This window comes from Ruegeria sp. L11 (genome assembly GCF_056531755.1).
The window spans coordinates 56838-75592 of record NZ_JBQFMI010000012.1 but is presented as its reverse complement, the minus strand read 5'-3'; the positions used below and the strand labels follow the sequence as shown (position 1 = coordinate 75592).

The window sequence follows — 18755 nt, the reverse complement described above, 5'->3', positions numbered from 1 at the left end:
GCTGAAACTGCTCGAACAAAGTGTTCTTTTTGGGGCAAACGCGTACTGGAGTGTCTCCTGCAAACTACATTATCAACGGCTATTCAAGAGTTACATTCTAGAGGAACAGACCCATTTTTATTAAGCGCATACATGAATAAGAATATTTCCAAAAAACCGGTCGGATAGCGTGCATAGGCCAACTTAATACACGCAAAATTGATTTTCCTGGCGGTCCATACCAACGACAGTTTTGAGCACCTGTAGTGACAGAAGCAAAGGCGCGCGGATCTTTTCTTTAGTCCCGAGTCGTAATTCTTCTCAGATCCCAAAAGTTTGGTTCGAACAAGGTGCCTTTCGTTCGGGGTTTCGAACCCAAGCGCGCGCCTGCACAAAGGGCCCAATTACCCTGAGGGTAAGGCCCTGGCTGTGACGTCCAACACCGCCGCTCATGTGCGAAGCAAAGCCTTGCCATGGGTCAGACCATTCACCTTCTCCAGGATAGCGTCCGCGTCAATGCAATGGTGCCGATAGAGGTCGCCAATTGTCCCTGTCTGACCAAAATGTTCGACCCCCAATGGGATGGTCTGATGTCCCTGTACGGCACCCAGCCAAGACAATGTCGCGGGGTGTCCGTCGATCACGGTAACCAGCTTGCAGTGGCACGGCAGACCGGACATCAAAGTTTCGATGTGGGACCGAGCCGCCTGATTGCCGCGCGAACGCGCCCGTTGCGCTGCCGTCCACCCAGCGTTTAGCCGGTCTGCCGAAGTCACCGCCAGCACTCCAATGTCTTTGCGTCCTTCGCCCATCACGCCAGCGGCTTTGATCGCTTCGGGTGCAACGGCCCCCTGATAGGCGATTACGACCTCGCAATTCGGCCCCGGTTTTCGCAACCAGTATGCGCCATCAATAGCACCTTGACGGAACTCATCGCCCACGCGTTTGCCAGGCTGTTCAATCGGGTTTGTCGTCAAGCGCAGATAAACCGAACCGCCTGTTTCGTCACGCAGCCAGGTGCGTTCGTCCGGTTGCCCTTCGCCATCACGCTGCAGGTAGTCAAAGGCCCACTCCATGATCACCGCCAGTTCATCAGCAAAGGCTGGCTCAAAGGCCGCCAGCCCGTCCTGGCTCATCCCGATCAAAGGTGTGGCAATGGATTGATGCGCACCGCCTTCTGGGGCCAGCGTTATGCCCGAAGGCGTGCCGACCAGCATAAAGCGCGCATCCTGATAACAAGCATAATTGAGCGCATCGAGGCCACGGCTGACAAAGGGGTCATACACAGTACCGATCGGGATTAGTCGCCTGGCGAACAGGGAATGCGAAAGGCCCGCAGCGCCCAAAAGCAACATGAGGTTCATCTCGGCAATACCAAGCTCGATATGTTGCCCTTCGGGAGTAAATTCCCATTTTGCCGTCGAGGGGATACGATGCTCAATAAAAGCGTCGGCTTGCTCGGATCTGGCAAACAGTTTGCGCCGGTTTACCCACGGGCCAAGGTTTGTTGTGCCTGTGACATCAGGAGACGTCGTCAGGATGCGCTCGGCCAATTGGCTGTCGCCTTTCGACAAGTCATCCAAAATCTTGCCGAAAGCCATTTGGGTAGAAATTTCGCGGCTTGTGTCAATGTCAATAGATGGAACATCCAGCTTGTCATCGAAATAGCGTCGCGGACCTTTGGCAAAGAAGGGAACTTTCGACAGAAAGTCTTTCAGCGCCTCCGGGTCTTGCACTGCCGCAAGCGGCTCCCATTCCTCGCCGGCGGGCACGCCCATATGTTCTTGCCACGCGACGAACTGACTGTTGTTCATCAGCCCGCCGTGGTTGTCCTTGTGGCCCGCAATTGGCGTGCCCCATCCCTTGACAGTGTAGGCCAAGAAACAGGTAGGGCGGTCATGTTCGATGGCGGCAAAAGTTTGGGCCATGGTCTCAACGCAGTTGCCGCCGAGGTTTTCCATCAATGCAGCGAGTTCGGCATCTGTGCGCCGTTCGATCAGCGCCGTCACATCCCCCTGATCCCCAAGATCGTCCATGAGGCGCTTTCGCCAAACCTCGCCACCCATGAACGTCAGGGCCGAGTATTCCTGGTTTGAGCAAGCATCAATCCAGTCTCGCAGCCGATCGCCGCCAGGTTCTTTGAAGGCCGCGCGCTGCAACACGCCGTGCTTCACGCGCACAACATCCCATCCGAAGGCATCAAAGATTTTTTCGATCCGTTCGAACAATCCTTCACGAACGATGCCGTCAAGCGACTGCCGATTGTAGTCGATAATCCACCACGTGTTGCGCAGGCCGTTTTTCCAGCCTTCCTGCAACGCTTCGTATACGTTGCCTTCATCCAGTTCAGCGTCGCCTACAAGCGCCACCATGCGCCCCATCGGGGCATCTGCCCCCCAGTTTTTGGCCTTGACATAGTCCTGAATGATCGAAGCAAACGAGGTGATCGCGACACCCAAACCTACCGAACCTGTCGAGAAGTCGACATCATCGATATCCTTTGTCCGGCTGGGATAACTTTGCACGCCGCCAAACCCGCGAAAGTTTACCATCTTTTCGCGGGTCTGGTTGCCCATGAGGTACTGCATCGCGTGGAAAACCGGTGACGCATGCGGTTTGACCGCAACCCGATCTTCCGGACGCAAAGCCGAAAAGTATAGCGCAGTCATGATCGAAACCATCGACGCGGACGACGCTTGGTGACCACCGACCTTTATCCCATCAACCTTGGGCCGGATATGATTGGCATGGTGGATCATCCAATGCGACAACCACAGCAGACGCTGTTCAACGGTTTTCAACTGGTTGGGATCATATGGCATGGTGGTCTCCGAGACTCAGGCGGCACTGCGGGCAGGGTAGGGCAAAGCTTGCTCTAAATCTGCAAGGATATCATCAACGTCTTCCAGCCCGACGGAAAGACGGATCAGACCGTCGCTGATCCCATGTTCTGCCCGTTCTTCCGCAGTATAAGTCGAATGAGTCATGGATGCCGGGTGCTGGATCAGGGTTTCTGCGTCCCCCAAGGACACGGCGCGCTGGATCATGTTCAGGCGGTTCATGAACTCGATGCCACCGGACAGGCCAGACTTGATTTCAAAGGCGATCATGGCGCCGGGCTGCGACATCTGGCGTTGTGCGACATCGTGCTGGCCAAAACTCTCAAGCCCCGGGAAATAAACCTCACTGACGGCCGGGTGTGCCTGAAGGTAATCGGCGACAACCTTGGCGGACGCACAGTGGCGATCCAGTCGCAGGTTCAGTGTCTTCAGTCCACGCAGGATCAGCATTGCGTTGAAAGGTGCCATCACTGCGCCTGTCATGTCCTTCATGCCGACAAGCCGGATCTCAGAAATCTGCTCGGCGGTTCCGACCACAAGACCCGCGACCACATCGCCATGCCCGCCCAGATATTTGGTGGCGGAGTGCAGGACGATATCCGCGCCGTGCTCGATCGGGCGGGTCAAATATGGGCTGGCATATGTATTGTCGACCACAACCTGTGCACCAACAGAATGTGCGATCTCTGAACTGGCAGCGATATCCACCAAGCGCATGTTTGGATTGGCTGGGGTTTCGAAGTAGACGACGCGGGTTTTTTCGGAAACAGCGGCTTTCAGATTCGCAGGGTCCGTCATGTCTACATGGGTAATAGTGACACCCCATTTTGCCAGACCGTGGCGCATGAAAGCGAAGGTGCAGCCGTAGAGCGTCTTGTCGACAATGACTTCGTCACCTGGCGACAGCAGGGTCCAAAGTACGGCGGTAATTGCACCCATCCCGCTGGAGAGCGCGAGCCCGGCCTCGGCACCTTCCAGCACGGCAATACGCTTTTCAAGAAGGTCACAAGTAGGGTTCGATATCCGACTATAGATATGACCTGCGCGCTCACCAGCAAACATTTCACCGCCGGCCTCTGCGGTTTCGAAGGAGAAGGTTGAGGTCAAGTGGAGGGGCGGGGTCAGCGCACCATCGTTTTCAAATGGGTTGTAGGCATGATGAATGGCGCGAGTGGCAAATCCGGTTGTGTGGGTCACGGTGAGCTCCTGATCTGAGTTGTTACCACTTTGCGCCTTTACTTTGAGCAATGGGTTGCAAATAATGCCACGTTAATGGTGGATATTGGCATATTATGCTAAAACAGGAGAGAAAATGGACGCCAAAGACAGGCAGATCATTCGAGCATTGCAGCGGGACGGGCGTATGACGAACCAGAATCTTGCTGATGAGGTCAATCTGTCTCCTTCACCGTGTCTGCGGCGGGTCAAAAACCTTGAGGCCAGCGGTGTCATCAAAGGATACAGCGCCGATGTGGACGCTGCCGCATACGGGATGGCGATTACCGTCTTTGTCCGCATCCGGCTTGAGCGGCACAATGAAACAGATGTGCAGAAATTCGAAAAACGCGTTCGAATGATCGATGAAGTTTTAGAATGCCATGTGCTGACCGGCGCAATGGATTACCAGTTGCGGGTATTGGTATCGGACCTCGAAGCATACGAAGACTTTATTCGAAACCGAATTCACCCGATCGGCGGAATAGCTTCGATCGACACCAGCTTTGTTTATGGAACAGTCAAGAAAACATCGGTTTTTCCAGCCTGAGAAAGTTTAAATTCTCGAAAGTGACCCTTAATATTGAGTTCCAGATTGTTAGGATGCGGTAGAACCGGATTCGAGTTTCCGAGACTATGGGTATTCGCCGTTAGAAAATTCGCCGACTAGATGCAGCCCTGTAAAAGCAACATAATCATTGTTACGCGCGCATTCTGCAAGTCAGCGCTGCCCGTTCGCTCTGCCAAAAATACGCTTTACTTCAAAATCTTAAGGTCGGGTTACGACAAAATCCGGCACGATCGCTGCTTGTTTGATCGCTTCCTCGACATCATGCCCGGCGAAGAACCCAAAATCCGAGACAAGTGCGGAAGCCACTCCGGCATGACGCGCGCCCAGAATGTCAGTATGCAGACTGTCACCTACCATCAGAACGCGGGATTTGTCGACGGGCCCAAGTCGCTGAAAAGCAAGATCATAGATATTGCCGAATGGCTTTCCATAAAATTGCGGGGCTACACCTGTCCGGTCGGCCAAACGGTGTGCGAAAAGACCTGGTTCTTTGGAAAAGCCGTACTCGCGCGGGGCAACGATATCCGGGTTGCCCACCAATACCGGGCGGGGGCGGCTTAGCAATGCCGCCTCCAACATCGCCTGCCGGGCTTCGGTCCAGGCGGCTGACCCGATCATCAGAAAACCATCAACAGATTCGTAGGGCTGCGGGTCATCCTCCAGATAGGTTAATTTCAAACCTTCCAAGTCGCGAAGACCGGCGCTGGGTGTCGCCATCAAACCCCAATGCAGCCCACGTTGGCCATTCAGCCCGGACAGCAACGTAGCCCGACTGGTGATCACATCCTGCGGCGCGAAGTCATATCCCAGTCTGGTGTATTTCTCCAACAGCGTGGCGTGGGGAAACCCAGCGGCATTCGACACCACCAGGACACGTTTGCCCGCAGCCTTCAGTGACTTGATCCGTTCGGGCGTTTCGGGGATCGCCGTGTCGCCTATATTAAGAACCCCGAACGCATCCAGAAGAAACACGTCAAACTCATCCTTAATTTCGGAAAGAGTCTCGATACGACGATAGCTCACGTCGTTCGGTTCAATATCTGGAAGGCGGTGCCGGACGGCTTCGTAAGCCTTGAAAGCCTCTTGCGCTGAGAAGCCGGTCAAATGATCGCTCCTCGTACTTTTGCCGAAACCCATTCGCTGATCATGACCGCAAAAAGAATTACAATCAGGATGAGGCTGACTTGCGGCCACGCCAGAACATTAAGCGAGGCCGAGAGCTGCAACCCGATGCCACCGGCACCAACCAGACCAAGCACTGTAGACTCGCGAATATTGATATCCCAACGAAAGACCGCAATTCCGGCAAAGGCTGGCAGGATTTGCGGAACGATCCCATATGCCATGACTTGCCACCGCGAAGCACCGGTGGCTGTGATCGCCTCGACCTGACCGTGATCAATCTCTTCAATCGCTTCATAAAGAAGTTTAGCGCAGAACCCGATTGAACGGATGGCGATTGCTATGACACCGGCGAACACACCCGGTCCAATGATAGCGATCAATAGCAGCGCCCAGATCAGCGAGTTGATTGAGCGGGTCGAAACAATGACCAACAAGGCAATGGGGCGGATGAACAACGCCGACGGGGTAGTGTTGCGGGCCGCCAAAAAGGCAACCGGCACAGCCATGCACAGAGCGATGATCGTGCCCAGTGTAGCGATGTTCAGTGTATCCCAGATCGGGCGACCCAGCTGGGTAATATAATCCCATTTCGGAGGTGTTGCGCGGGTCCAGATATCGTTGGCGATACGGGGTGCGTCCCAGACGAAAAACCAGGTTGTCGATTCCGAAATGAGCTGCCAACAGTAGACAAAAACCGCTACTCCCAGAAGCCATCCAAACCAGCGAACCAGGCTTTGGCCCGTCGTCCGCCTGCGCCAGATTTGTGTATCGTCGCGTTCAAGAACCGGCATTACTGAACCCTCGCTCGGATTATTCCGGAAAGGTATTCGAGGGCCATGACGATCCCGATGATAAGGATCAGAATGGCGGCAGCCGTATCATATTCATATCGATCAAACGCGGTGTTGAGTGTCGCGCCAATGCCGCCTGCCCCCACCAGCCCCAGAATAGCGCTTTCCCGGAAATTGATGTCGATCCGGTACATGGAAAGACCCACAAGCCTAGGCATGATCTGAGGCTGAACCCCGTAGTTGATCCATTGCAGCCATCGTGCACCAGAGGCCTGAATCGCCTCAGCCTGAACTTTGTCCATCGCCTCGATATCTTCGGCCAAAAGCTTGGAAAGAAACCCAATGGTTGCGAAAGACAGCGTCAAAAATCCTGCCAGCGGGCCAAAGCCAAAGATGGCCACAAGCAAAATGGCAACGATAATTTCCTGCAATGCCCGGCTTAACGCGACAATGCCGCGGCACATTATGTAGATTGGCAACGGGGCGATATTACGTGCAGCCCCCAATCCAATCGGGATCGAAATCAGGATACCGACAACCGACGCGGCCACGGTCATTACAATGCTTTCCAGAAGGCCGGCCCAGATATCTGACCACCGTGAAATAAAATCCGGGCTGGTAAAGGCAAGGACGAACGCCCATCCCCTGTCCAGTCCCTCATAGACCCTGCCCCAATCAACATCGATGGTCATGAAAGCCGCAATCAGGTAAGCGAAGAACCCAAGTATCAATGCCCTGCGCAGCAACGTGTTTTTGATAAAGGCCGGTTTGCGCCAACCTTTTCCCAGCATGTCGTCAAGTTCTCGATGGCTCATTCTGCAGCCTCGACATCTTCGTCCTCATCCACTTTTTCGATGGTCGCTTCCCAGTCTTCCTCACCGTAAATCTCGGTCAGCTTTTCCGGGGTAAGCCCTGTTGGAAGGCCATCAAACACGATTTCGCCAAAGCGGAGGCCCACGACACGCGGAACGAACATCTGGGCTAGTGCCACGTCATGGATGTTGATGATAGCCGCCAGCCCGCGCTCCTGACACAGTTCGGTGATCAACCGCATGATCTGACGACTGGTCTTCGGATCCAGCGACGCGGTCGGTTCATCGACCAGCAACAACTTTGGGTCCTGGATCAGGGCGCGGCAGATACCGACCCTTTGGCGTTGACCACCCGACAACTCGTCCGCGCGTTTGTCAGCCATATGCAACAGCCCCACCCGGTCCAGCAGGCGGAAAGCCTCGTCCACATCCGACTGCGGATACCGCCGTAGAAAACTGCGCCAGAATCCGACATACCCCAACCGACCGGACAATACGTTTTCCATCACGGTGAGGCGTTCAACCAGAGCATATTCCTGAAAGATCATACCCATTTCGCGGCGTGCTTTCCGCAACGCACCCGACCCGAGTTTGGTCAGGTTCATGTCATCCAGAAGAACACCGCCGCTTGTAGGCTCAACCAAACGGTTGATGCAGCGGATCATCGTCGATTTTCCCGCACCCGAGGGCCCGATCAGTGCAAGCACCTGCCCTTTGGGCACCTCAAGATCGATGGCCTTCAGTGCCTGATCTCCGGTCTTGTAGGTTTTCGTCAGCTTTTGAAGACGCAGCATAAAATGCCCCCGATTAGGGTGGATAGCGGGCCTTTTCAGGCCCGCCTGATTAAGCAAGGCTTATTGGCAGGCGTAGGAGACGCCGTTTGCCGCGTCAATTTTCCGAATGACGTCCCAGAATTCCTGGTAAGTCATCTCCAGAAATTGGCCCTCGTTCGACTTGGAAAACTCTGCTTCAAGCGTCGTCCCTTCCCACTCGAAGTTGAAGAAAGCATTGCGGATTTTCTCCTGCAATTCGGGCGTCAGGTTGTAGACAGTGCCAAATCCGGTGGTTGGAAAGGTCTGCGATTTGTAAATCGTAACAACATCTTCCTCCTTGATCACATCCCGCAAAATCATCCGTGCCTTTACCGAATTTGCAATCGATGCCGCTGGATAGTCCTTGTTCGCCACACCAAGGATCGAGTTGTCGTGCTTTCCCGAATAGACGGGTTCGAAGTCGCGATCGGGCAGAAGATCAAAGTCACTTTTCAGGATCGCCGACGGTGCTTTGAAGCCCGAGTTGGACGTGGGTGACGTGAAGGCAAGTTGCTTACCTTTGATATCCTCAACCTTTTCGATGCCCGAGCCTGGGTAGGTGATGATCTCCATTTCATAACCGAAGTTACCGTCTTTTGAGGCCATAATCGTAAACGGTCGGAACCCGGCACAGTTTACTGCCAGTGGGTTGGACCCGGTGTTGAAGCCCGCAATATGCAGGCGTCCCGACCGCATCGCCTCGATCTGGGCGGCGTTGTTTTGGACCGGAAAAAAGACCACGTCCTTGCCTGTCTCAGCCTTCAGATGCTCTAGAAAGTCAGACCACGCGGTTTTGTATACGGCTGGGTCTTCGACCGGTGTATAGGCAAAAATCAGGGTGTCAGGATCAATTAGCTGGGAAGAATCTGTGGGGATATCCGCAATCAAATCCCCATCGACGTCGCAAAACCGCTCGTCCAGATCACCCCTCGGGCAATCTTGCGCCGAAGCTGTCCCGGAAAGCGACATGAGCGCAATTGCCGATGCCCCAACCAATAATCTGATGTCTATCTTCATGTTTTCCTCCCAGTCATGCGCGGTCATTTTGCAGTCCGCTGTTCGTCATTCATTTCAGTGTTTACGGGGCGACGAGAACATCAACCTCGGCACCGTTGATCGCGTTAAGCAACTCTCCTGTTGGTTTCGTGTCGGAAACTATGGAATCCAGTTTGGTCAGGTCTCCGACCTGAGACAGGCCTTTACGACCAAATTTCCCTGAATCGATTAAAAGATGTCGATTTGCTGCGCGCGTAAGCATCATTCTTTTGACAGCCGCAAAGCCGCGCACGGTTTCTGAAGGGCCTTCGACCGAAAAACCTGACGAGCCGATCATGCATCTGTCGACATTGAACCGAGACAGGAATTCCAGCGTTTCGGTTCCAATCGTCGCAGATTCGGTTGCCAGATATTCTCCTGGACAAAGCAGAACCTCGGCAGCCCCATGGCCGAGGGTCATTGCCACCGGGATTGAATTCGTAATCACTGTGCAAGGAGTGCCGAGATAGGCCAATGCACGGGCCATTTCGATTGTGGTCGAACCGGAATCGATCATGACCGTTTCACCATCACGAACCAGTCCCGCCGCGCTGATACCTATGCGTTCGCGCTCCTCAATCCGCGCGTTGGCTCGCTCGTCCAGACCTGGATAATGCCCTTGTGCCGGGGCAGATGCCCCTCCGTGCGCGCGTGCGATCAGGCCGTCATTCGACAGGGCGTCAAAATCCCTGCGCACCGTCTCGTTGGAGACGTTGAAACGCTGGGCCAATTCATTGATGCGAACGTGCGGGCGAAGCTTCAACTCCAGCAGTATTTGCTGGCGCCGGTCGGATTTTTTTACCCTACCCCGTCCCTTCTCAATCGTTTTGGCACGTATCTTCGTTTTGGACATCCAACAACCCAATCAGGTTTCAAACCCCACTTTTGTGGGATTTCGGGCATAATGCAATAATTTTTGTTGCATAACCCTCAGTAGGTTGTGACAATTCGGAAGAGTCCAAAGCGCAAGGCAAGAATGTATGAATTGAACCGTTTCAAAGTGAAAACCCAAGAACCACCGTTAACGACTGAAGGTTATTCTGGGCGCGCTATTGATACCGTGTCATTGAGGACAGCATGAGCGACGGCAACATAACAGACCAGATTGCAGCACTTCCGATGCGCTGGGACAGGGATGGAAAGCTGCGTGTTTTGATGGTGACTTCGCGCGATACAGGGCGGTGGGTCATCCCAAAAGGTTGGTTGATGGAAGGAAAGAAACCTTGGCATGCCGCCGAAATTGAAGCCCTGGAAGAAGCAGGTGCAGTCGGGGCAATCTCGAAACAGCCGATTGGCCAATTTTTCTACGACAAGCGCTTTGAGGGCGCGAATAGCGTTCGCTGCCGCGTTACCCTCTATCCCATGGTCGTTGAAAAACTGAAGCGGCGTTGGAAAGAACGGGACGAACGGACGCGTCACTGGTTTTCACCGGGGAAAGCGGCAAAGCTGGTGGAAGAAAGAGATCTGTCAAGTTTTCTGAGAAATCTGACGGGCAATCAGAACGCCCAGTCTGTCATTAACAAGCTACGAAAAGCTGGATGAGAAAGCGCCTGACAAAACAAAAGACACTGGTGCACGATAACCAAAGGGAGGAATGATAATGAAAAAACTTACATCCACGGCCGTCGGGTCGCTGATTGCAATAGCCGCATCTGTGTCGGCAGCCCAGGCAGACAAGCTGACACTCTATTGCTCGGCGCAGGAAGACTGGTGCCAACTCATGGCGCGCAGTTTCGAAGATGCAACGGGCATCGACGTCAACATGACGCGTAAGTCGTCAGGCGAAACCTTTGCTCAGATTCGTGCCGAAAGCTCGAACCCGAAAGGAGACGTGTGGTGGGGCGGCACGGGTGATCCGCATTTGCAGGCCGCCGAAGAGGGCCTGACAATGGAATACATGTCGCCAATGCGCGACCAGCTTCATGATTGGGCAATTTCCCAAGCCGAAAGTGCCGGAAACAGAACGATCGGCATTTATTCCGGCGCACTTGGGTATGGCTATAACGCAGACCTGCTGGCGGCCAATAACCTACCCGAACCCGCCTGTTGGAAAGACCTGCTAAAGCCTGAATACAAGGGTCACGTTCAGATGGCCAACCCGAACTCGTCTGGTACGGCCTACACTACGCTGGCCTCGATGGTGCAGATCTTTGGCGAGGATGAAGGTTTTGAGTTCATGAAAGGCCTGCATTCGAATATCAACCAGTATACCAAATCCGGATCGGCACCAATCAAAGCAGCCGGTCGTGGCGAGAACACGATTGGCATTGTCTTCATGCATGATGCGGTAAAGCAGGCTGTATCGGGTTTCCCGATCAAGGTAGTCGCGCCATGCGAGGGTACCGGATACGAAATTGGCTCGATGTCCATTATTGAAGGCGCCCGCAACGAGGAAGAGGCGAAGAAATTCTATGACTGGGCGCTGTCGCCCGAGGCGCAGAACCTTGCTCTTCAGGTCAGCGCGTTTCAGGTGCCATCGAACAAGAGCGCAGAAACGTCGGAAAGCGCGCCTGACATGAGTCAGATCAAGCTGATTGACTATGACTTCAAAAAGTATGGTTCCTCAGATGAACGCAAGCGTCTGTTGCAGAAATGGGACGAGGAAGTTTCGGTTCTGCCGCAGTAAATGACTGATAATATGTCAAAAACGACCCATCCGGTCCTGATCTTCTGGATCATCGCCGGGTGGGTCGGATTCTGCCTGCTGCCATGGTACATGGTGGACGGCGGGCTATGGTCGTTCGAGTGGCTTTTGGACGGCTACCCCTTCGACCAGGATTACTCCCCGGCAGCGTTTCTGATTGGACAAGGTGAGAAGCTTTGGCTCGCTCCACTCCTGATCGCGCTCGCTCTTCCGCTACTGGTGTTGAAGCGCGCCAAGTCTGACCCGCTTTATGCCCGCATTCTGATCCTTTCCGGCGCGCTCGGCTTCGGCTGGCTGATCGCACAGGGCTTCGGCATTGGCATCCGAGGCTTCAACTTCGATTGGCTGGAATCGCTGTTTGGCGAGCTTGGCGACCGTCAGTACGGAATGGGCTATGGCGCAATGATCTGCGCATCAAGCTTTCTGTTCCTGCTTACTCAGGGCATCGCGGCCAGAGGCGCGATTAATGGTGATGTCTTTGTCGTCAGTGCTATCGGCGGCGTGATTACAATTGTCACCGCGTTTGTCTTTTTTCCGATCGCCAAGATGCTTTTCGCCGCCTTCATCACCGAAGATGGCGCTTATTCCATCGCGGTATTCTTCTCAAAGTTCTTTGATGATCGACTGTGGGGATTGGGGTGTCTTCAGGGTGCGCGCTGCGGTGCCGCCTGGAATTCACTGTTCCTCGCCATCCTTGTTGGCGTCATCACCACGGTCTTGGGTCTGTGCTTCGCATTGGTCGTGACACGCTCCGGCTTTCGCTACAAACGCGCGTTGCGGGCTTTGACCGTTCTACCGATCATCACCCCGCCGTTCGTGATTGGTCTGGCGCTTATCCTGCTTTTTGGCCTGTCCGGATCGGTCACCCGGTTCTTTGCCGAGCTTTTCGGCACACAACCGACACGCTGGCTTTATGGAATGCCCGGCATCCTGATCGCACAGACACTCGCGTTCACGCCTATCGCGTTTCTCGTACTGATCGGTGTGGTTGAAGGCGTCTCTCCGTCGATGGAGGAAGCGGCGCAGACGCTTCGCGCCAGCAGATGGCAGACGTTCAAGACAGTATCTTTGCCCCTGATGCGGCCCGGTCTTGCGAATGCTTTTCTTCTGGGCTTCATCGAAAGCATGGCCGATTTCGGCAACCCGCTTGTGTTGGGCGGGAACTTCGACGTGCTCTCGACCGAGATATTCTTCGCAATTGTCGGTGCCCAATATGATCAAGGCCGGGCTGCGGTTTTAGCCATGGTATTGCTGTTCTTTACCCTTTCGGCCTTTTACGCACAGCGCGCCTGGCTGGGAAAGAAAAGCTACACAACGGTTACCGGCAAGGGTGATGCAGGGGTGCATCCGCTGATGCCAACTGGCCTCTCGGTTCCCGTACTGCTGGTTGCTCTGGGTTGGGCGCTGTTCACAATTGTTGTGTATGCGATGATCATCTACGGCAGTGTGGTCGAGTTGTGGGGGGTCGATAACTCGCTGACGATCAAGCACTACATCACCGCATTCTCGGTCCGCTTAGAAGAAGAAGGAATACGCTGGACCGGAGCCGCTTGGGACAGTTTCTGGACCACCATCACTATCGCGGCAATCGCGGCACCACTGACTGCTGCGGTTGGGTTGGTAACGGCCTATCTGCTGACCCGGCAGAGTTTTGCAGGCAAGAACGCTTTCGAATTTGGAACAATGTTGTCCTTCGCCATCCCCGGTACCGTAATCGGCGTAAGCTACATCCTTGCCTTCAATGTTCCGCCAATCGAAATCACCGGTACAGGTGTCATCCTTGTTGTCAGCTTCATCTTCCGCAATATGCCGGTTGGCGTTCGCGCCGGCATTGCGAGCATGTCGCAGCTTGACCGCAGCCTTGATGAATCCTCGCTGACCCTTGGCGCAAACTCGTGGCAGACGTTCCGGAATGTCATCCTTCCGCTGCTGCGTCCTGCGATACTTGCTGCGCTTGTCTACAGCTTTGTTCGTGCCATGACGGCGATCTCGGCTGTGATTTTTCTGGTCAGTGCCGAATACGACATGGCAACCAGCTATATCATCGGGCGGGTTGAGAATAACGACTATGGTCTCGCCATTGCTTATTCGACGACGCTGATCTTCGTGATGCTGGCAGCGGTCGGTTTATTGCAAATTCTCGTCGGTCGGGTCCAGATCGGTCGGCGCACACAGAACACAACGGAGACACCCTCATGACCGACAACAAAATCGGTTCCAAGGCCGCCCCGGTATTATTTGAGAAAGTGTCGAAAGTGTTCGGCAAAAACGTTGTGGCTGTTGATAACATTAACCTTCATGTCGAAGCGGGAAAACTGGTCACGCTGCTTGGTCCGTCAGGCTGTGGGAAAACAACGACGTTGCGCATGATCGCCGGGTTAGAGATGGCAAGCTCTGGCAAGATTATGATTGGCAACCGGGACGTCACCAAACTGCCCGCAACAGACCGCGACGTATCAATGGTGTTTCAATCATACGCGCTGTTTCCCCACATGAGCGTGCTGGAGAACGTGATGTACGGCCTCACATTCTCGGGCTTTGCCAAGGATGAGGCTCGCAGCCGCGCCTTGCATGGCTTGCAATTGGTAGGGCTCAAGGGGTTCGACAATCGCCTTCCCTCCGAACTCTCGGGTGGTCAGCAACAACGTGTCGCCGTCGCGCGAGCGCTGGTTCTAGAACCACAGGTTCTGCTGTTTGACGAGCCGCTATCCAACCTTGATGCCAAGCTGCGACGCCAGGTGCGCGAGGATATCCGGGCCATTCAGCAAGACCTTGGATTGACGGTTGTCTATGTCACCCACGATCAGGAAGAGGCCCTGGCCGTCTCGGACGAGATCGTTGTGATGCGGAACGCCGCGATCGCTCAGATGGGTACACCTCGCGAGCTTTATGATGCCCCGAATGACCGGTTTGTTGCCGATTTCATAGGCGAGGCAAACCTGCTCAACTGTCAGATCGTTGCAACCGACGGTGATGCTGCAACAATCGAGATCGAAGGTTACCGTCACACTCTGCCGCGTCGGGGTTTGACCAATGGGCCCGCGACCATCGCTGTACGACCCTCGCGCCTTGTGATTGGTTCTGATGACGGCATCGCCGCTACAGTGGCCAAGGCAACCTATGTTGGTGTGCGGATGGAATACACACTGACCGGCGCATTTGGCCAGGTTTTTGCGGTCCACGATGATGTTGATGCACCGCTTGCACCGGGTACCGAAATCAGGATGGGGTTTGCGGGCAAAGGGCCGGTACTTCTGCCTGACTAGATGCCGAATTTACTGATCATCACTCACCCCGAGGTCGTTATTGATCCGGATACCCCCATTACGGAATGGGGTCTGAGCACGACAGGTCGCCGGCGCGCCGCATCCTTTGCCGCCAGTGAAGTTATGGCCAATGTCAGCCATATCTGGGCCAGCAGCGAACGAAAGGCTCGTGACACTGGTGAGATTCTGGCCGCGCCCTTGGGGTTGCCTCTAAATATCCACCCGGAACTTGGCGAGAATGATCGGAGTACCACTGGTTTCCTTCCACGGGAAAAGTTCGAGGCGGCCGCGGACGCATTCTTTGCCCAGCCGGATATTAGCTTTCGCGGTTGGGAAACTGCGGCCGACGCGCAGAGGCGCATTCACCGGGCAGTCTTGGAAATCACTCGTGCCCATGGCACCGGAGACCTCGCCATCGTTACACATGGTGCGGTCGGGACATTGTTGTGGTGTGAGCTTTCCGGGATTCCGATTGACCGCCAGTACGATCAACCGTCACAAGGCCATTATTGGCAGACAAGTCTGACAACTTTGCAACCTAATTCCACTTGGTTGCCAATGGCCTAGACGTTAAGCCCCCCAAGCGTTCTCTGCGATTTCCAACAAACTTTCAAATACATCTGGTGTACCGACGATCACGCGCCCACCGTCGCGGATCATCGCGTCGGCGTCTTGATCTTCGACAACACCGCCCGCTTCTGCAACCAACAATTGCCCAGCCAGACAATCCCAGGCGTTCATGTGTTCTTCCACATAACCCAGAAGTCGCCCGGCTGCGACATAGGCCAATGACAATGCACCGCTGGCGTTTCTGTGAAACATGGAACCGCGCTCGATCAGTTCTGCAACCACCGGCACGACGTGGCGAGTTTCGATCCGGTTCGAATACCCCACAGAAACCGTCCCATCCCGAAGAGCAACCCCAGAGGCCACGTGTATCGGTGAACCGTTCAGTGTCGCGCCCTCTCCGCGTGTTGCCACAAAGGTTTCATCCATACTCGGATCCCGGATCACACCCACCGCAGTGTGCCCTTCGGTGACACCGGCCAGAACAATCGTCCATACGGGTATGCCATTGACGAAATTCGTAGTTCCATCAATTGGATCAATCACCCAGTCAAAACCGCTCTTGCCTGTGGCAGCGCCGTGTTCTTCGCCAAATATCCCATCCTGCGGCCAAGCATCCATGATCTTTTGACGAATGAAGGCTTCGACGTTTTTGTCCGCGTCGCTCACCCAGTCCTGAGCACCTTTTTGATCGATAACCAGATTACTCCTGTCCAAGAAGTATTTCTCGGCTATCACCCCAGCTTCTTCACAGACCGCGATGGCAAAATCTCTGCGTTCCGAAAGACGATTCATGGCCTGTCCTTTTGTGTTTGTGTATCTAAGGCCAACATTGCGGTCCAAGCGGAAGGCTTGCAATGACTGAGTTGCAGCACCGTTCAATTCAATTCATGCCGCCTCGAGGTTGCCGAGCAAAATGGACGTCATATCGGCGGTTATCACCCCGTCTATGGCTACAACATCCATTCCAGTCTGATAATCAACGTTGCTTTTTGTAACTCCCGACAAATCCGCATCTGAATCCAAGAAGACCCATTGAGGTTCATGCGCAGTGGTTTTCCCAACAGCCACCTGCAAAATCGCCAGTGCATCCAGGGCATTGATGGTTCCATCTTGATTGATATCCGCTGCGATTAGGTTTTCCGCATCGGCGGGCCCCCATGTCGGATCGAGGCCAACCGAAATGCGCAACACTTGTAAAGCGTCCATTGCGTCGATCTCTTTGCTTGCCGTCGAATAGTGCTTGATGATGTCCAGTCTTCCGGGGAACGTGCCATCCGGAAGGTCCAAGTCAAATTGTCCCTGATCGTCAGCCGTGACAGATACCGTGCCACCGCCGATCGGAGTGAATCTAATCTCCGCATCCGACAATCCGGGATTTACAGATCGGCTGTCCACTGTGATTGGCCCAAGCACGCCATCCGAACTGTCCGGCTTCAAACCGCCGAAATCACCGAATTCAACCGGAATGTGATCGGGGCCTTCAAACCCGGCCCCGAAAATATCGGTACTGGTCAGCGTTCCGCCCGAAGCGGACTGAACCTGCACCACCTCGCCCCGATACTCTATCCGCGCCCCTTGGGTGGTGCTGGTGAATGTCAGTTGCTGAGGGGACCGCAACAGCAGGTAGTCGAACATGTCCAGACGGTCCACACCCGGTTGAAAATCCGTGATCGTGGTCAGACCGCTGCCCGACTGCATCACGAAAATGTCGGCCCCTGCCCCACCTGACATGGTCGTAGCACCTGTTCCTGCTATCAGTATGTCATCGCCATCGCCACCCATCAGGGTGGTATCCAGAATACTGCCACTCAGCATGTCGTCAAAGGCCGTCCCCGATACTGTTCCAAACCCTTTGTTCACGACCCCAAGATCATCGACAGGAACCGAAATGACAGTGACTCCAGCGTCTTGTTGCGACGTAACCAGAATCTGCAACTCATTGCCGACGTGAGCAAGGCTCAGCGATTCGACATTCTGCAATCCACTACTCAAAGTGTCGGCGAAACTGTCCAGATAGACCAACTGGCCTTCCGGTGTCAGCGTGAACAATGTAAGCCCATCGTCGCCGCCACCCGCCACGACGAATACGCGCCCGTTGATGTCCACGACTTCAAGGTCCTGCACGGATTCAAAGCGGGTCGTGTGCGAATCCAGAATATGGTCTGTGGCGCTCAGGCTGCCGTCAGCTTTCAATTGAAGCACACTGAGCGAGTCGCTGCCTGCGCCCGCCACGATCACCCAGGGCTTGCCGTAGGCATCGATCGTTTCGACGGCTGTCGGAGTCGAGATTCCAAGGGTTCCTATGGCTGAACTGTTGTCAATCTCGGTCAACTGACCGGAAATGCTGTCGATCCGATAAGTTGAGACTGTATTGCTGGCCGCATCACTTGAGATCAGGAAATGGTCTGTTCCTGCGCGCAGCGTCTGCATCGCGTCTCCAGAGCCAGCAACAAGACCAGCAAGGCTCAGCGTTCCATCTGGATTAACAAGATATGTCCCGATTTGACCCGTTTCTTCATGAGCCATTGCCAGAACATCCATGGGTCCGATCGACACTTGAACAATCGCCGAGATATCTCCTCCTCCTGCCAGAGATCCGGTTTCCGTAAGGCTGTCCAGGGTGCCATCCACGTTCAGGTCATATCCGACCAACCCGACCGCCATATTCACATCCAGTACAAGTTGTTCGGATCCCGCCAGCGTTATCGGTGTGCCACTGCGACCAACGTGAAACGTGATTGTGCCGCTGTAATATTCCGTGTCGACCAGTTGCGGTAACGCGCCCTCGACCAGCCTCCAGACCGCGACGCCGCCACCCGGTCCGGTGACGGTATAAAGATACGTGGTTCCGTTAAACGTTTTTAAAGCCGTATCGCCGATACCTGAATCGAGCGCCGCGCTCCCCGTTGCCACCACACCTTCGAATTGAAGCATCACAGCCACACCTCCATCGCCACCCCTGGCCTTGACCAAAAGATGACCTGATGCACGGACCGAAACAAAAGCGGAATTGTGGTGAAAACGAGAAGTTCGGTTTCAGATTAACTCAATTTTTCACTTTCGATCGCAACAGTAGCCAGTGGGAAAGACAGATG

The 18755-nt window shown here is 54.6% G+C and carries 16 protein-coding genes; 6 read left to right on the top strand and 10 right to left on the bottom strand.

Features of this window, described 5'->3' with window-relative positions:
- Positions 1-428 precede the first annotated feature (428 nt).
- Together ACR0CE_RS16280 and ACR0CE_RS16275 are read right to left on the bottom strand one after the other, a co-directional pair.
- Positions 429-2801: a 1-deoxy-D-xylulose-5-phosphate synthase N-terminal domain-containing protein gene (locus ACR0CE_RS16280; protein ID WP_480833188.1), complete on the bottom strand. Its 2373-nt coding sequence runs from the start codon at positions 2799-2801 to the stop codon at positions 429-431.
- Positions 2802-2816: 15 nt separating this feature from the next.
- Complete coding sequence (locus ACR0CE_RS16275; RefSeq protein ID WP_480833187.1) at positions 2817-4016, bottom strand: methionine gamma-lyase; 1200 nt, start codon at positions 4014-4016, stop codon at positions 2817-2819.
- Between the two features lie 115 nt (positions 4017-4131).
- Between ACR0CE_RS16275 and ACR0CE_RS16270 the strand changes: the two genes are divergently transcribed.
- On the top strand, positions 4132-4584 hold the full coding sequence (locus tag ACR0CE_RS16270; protein ID WP_480483733.1) for an Lrp/AsnC family transcriptional regulator: 453 nt from the start codon (positions 4132-4134) through the stop codon (positions 4582-4584).
- A 219-nt stretch (positions 4585-4803) separates the two neighbouring features.
- Here ACR0CE_RS16270 and ACR0CE_RS16265 read toward each other — a convergent pair whose 3' ends face one another.
- The 6 genes from ACR0CE_RS16265 to ACR0CE_RS16240 form a co-directional block, all read right to left on the bottom strand.
- Positions 4804-5742, bottom strand: coding sequence for an HAD-IIA family hydrolase (locus ACR0CE_RS16265; RefSeq protein WP_480833186.1), 939 nt, complete (start codon positions 5740-5742; stop codon positions 4804-4806).
- A complete protein-coding gene (gene phnE / locus ACR0CE_RS16260; RefSeq protein WP_267366604.1) occupies positions 5706-6521 on the bottom strand; it encodes a phosphonate ABC transporter, permease protein PhnE in 816 nt (271 codons plus the stop codon). Before phnE (ACR0CE_RS16260) ends, ACR0CE_RS16265 begins: the two co-directional genes overlap by 37 nt.
- Positions 6521-7336: a phosphonate ABC transporter, permease protein PhnE gene (phnE, locus tag ACR0CE_RS16255; RefSeq protein WP_209507091.1), complete on the bottom strand. Its 816-nt coding sequence runs from the start codon at positions 7334-7336 to the stop codon at positions 6521-6523. The genes phnE (ACR0CE_RS16260) and phnE (ACR0CE_RS16255) overlap by 1 nt, the downstream gene beginning before the upstream one ends.
- Entirely contained in the window at positions 7333-8127 is a 795-nt protein-coding gene (gene phnC, locus ACR0CE_RS16250; RefSeq protein ID WP_480605757.1) for a phosphonate ABC transporter ATP-binding protein, read from the bottom strand. The genes phnE (ACR0CE_RS16255) and phnC overlap by 4 nt, the downstream gene beginning before the upstream one ends.
- Positions 8128-8187: 60 nt before the next feature.
- The gene (phnD, locus tag ACR0CE_RS16245; RefSeq protein ID WP_480483730.1) at positions 8188-9162 is read right to left on the bottom strand and encodes a phosphate/phosphite/phosphonate ABC transporter substrate-binding protein; all 975 of its coding nucleotides are present in this window, start codon (positions 9160-9162) and stop codon (positions 8188-8190) included.
- Positions 9163-9223: 61 nt separating this feature from the next.
- Positions 9224-10033 (bottom strand): DeoR/GlpR family DNA-binding transcription regulator, encoded by an 810-nt coding sequence (locus ACR0CE_RS16240; protein WP_480487502.1) that lies wholly within the window; start codon positions 10031-10033, stop codon positions 9224-9226.
- Positions 10034-10257: 224 nt separating this feature from the next.
- On the opposite strand from ACR0CE_RS16240, the gene ACR0CE_RS16235 reads away from it, so the two are divergent.
- Genes ACR0CE_RS16235 through ACR0CE_RS16215 form a run of 5 tightly spaced genes read left to right on the top strand, consistent with a single transcriptional unit; the run spans position 10258 to position 15657 of the window.
- Positions 10258-10722, top strand: coding sequence for an NUDIX hydrolase (locus ACR0CE_RS16235; protein ID WP_480494134.1), 465 nt, complete (start codon positions 10258-10260; stop codon positions 10720-10722).
- 58 nt (positions 10723-10780) lie between these two features.
- Entirely contained in the window at positions 10781-11806 is a 1026-nt protein-coding gene (locus tag ACR0CE_RS16230) for an ABC transporter substrate-binding protein (RefSeq protein WP_480519958.1), read from the top strand.
- Entirely contained in the window at positions 11807-14023 is a 2217-nt protein-coding gene (locus ACR0CE_RS16225) for an ABC transporter permease (protein WP_480833185.1), read from the top strand.
- Entirely contained in the window at positions 14020-15090 is a 1071-nt protein-coding gene (locus ACR0CE_RS16220; RefSeq protein ID WP_480483725.1) for an ABC transporter ATP-binding protein, read from the top strand. Before ACR0CE_RS16225 ends, ACR0CE_RS16220 begins: the two co-directional genes overlap by 4 nt.
- Positions 15091-15657 carry a histidine phosphatase family protein gene (locus ACR0CE_RS16215; protein ID WP_480483724.1) on the top strand — a complete coding sequence of 189 codons (567 nt, stop codon included), beginning with the start codon at positions 15091-15093 and terminating at the stop codon, positions 15655-15657.
- Between the two features lie 3 nt (positions 15658-15660).
- On the opposite strand, the gene ACR0CE_RS16210 is transcribed toward ACR0CE_RS16215, so the two are convergent.
- Together ACR0CE_RS16210 and ACR0CE_RS16205 are read right to left on the bottom strand one after the other, a co-directional pair.
- Positions 15661-16452 (bottom strand): inositol monophosphatase family protein, encoded by a 792-nt coding sequence (locus ACR0CE_RS16210; RefSeq protein ID WP_480483723.1) that lies wholly within the window; start codon positions 16450-16452, stop codon positions 15661-15663.
- Positions 16453-16545: 93 nt separating this feature from the next.
- A complete protein-coding gene (locus tag ACR0CE_RS16205) occupies positions 16546-18594 on the bottom strand; it encodes a dockerin type I domain-containing protein (protein WP_480833184.1) in 2049 nt (682 codons plus the stop codon).
- Positions 18595-18755 lie beyond the last annotated feature (161 nt).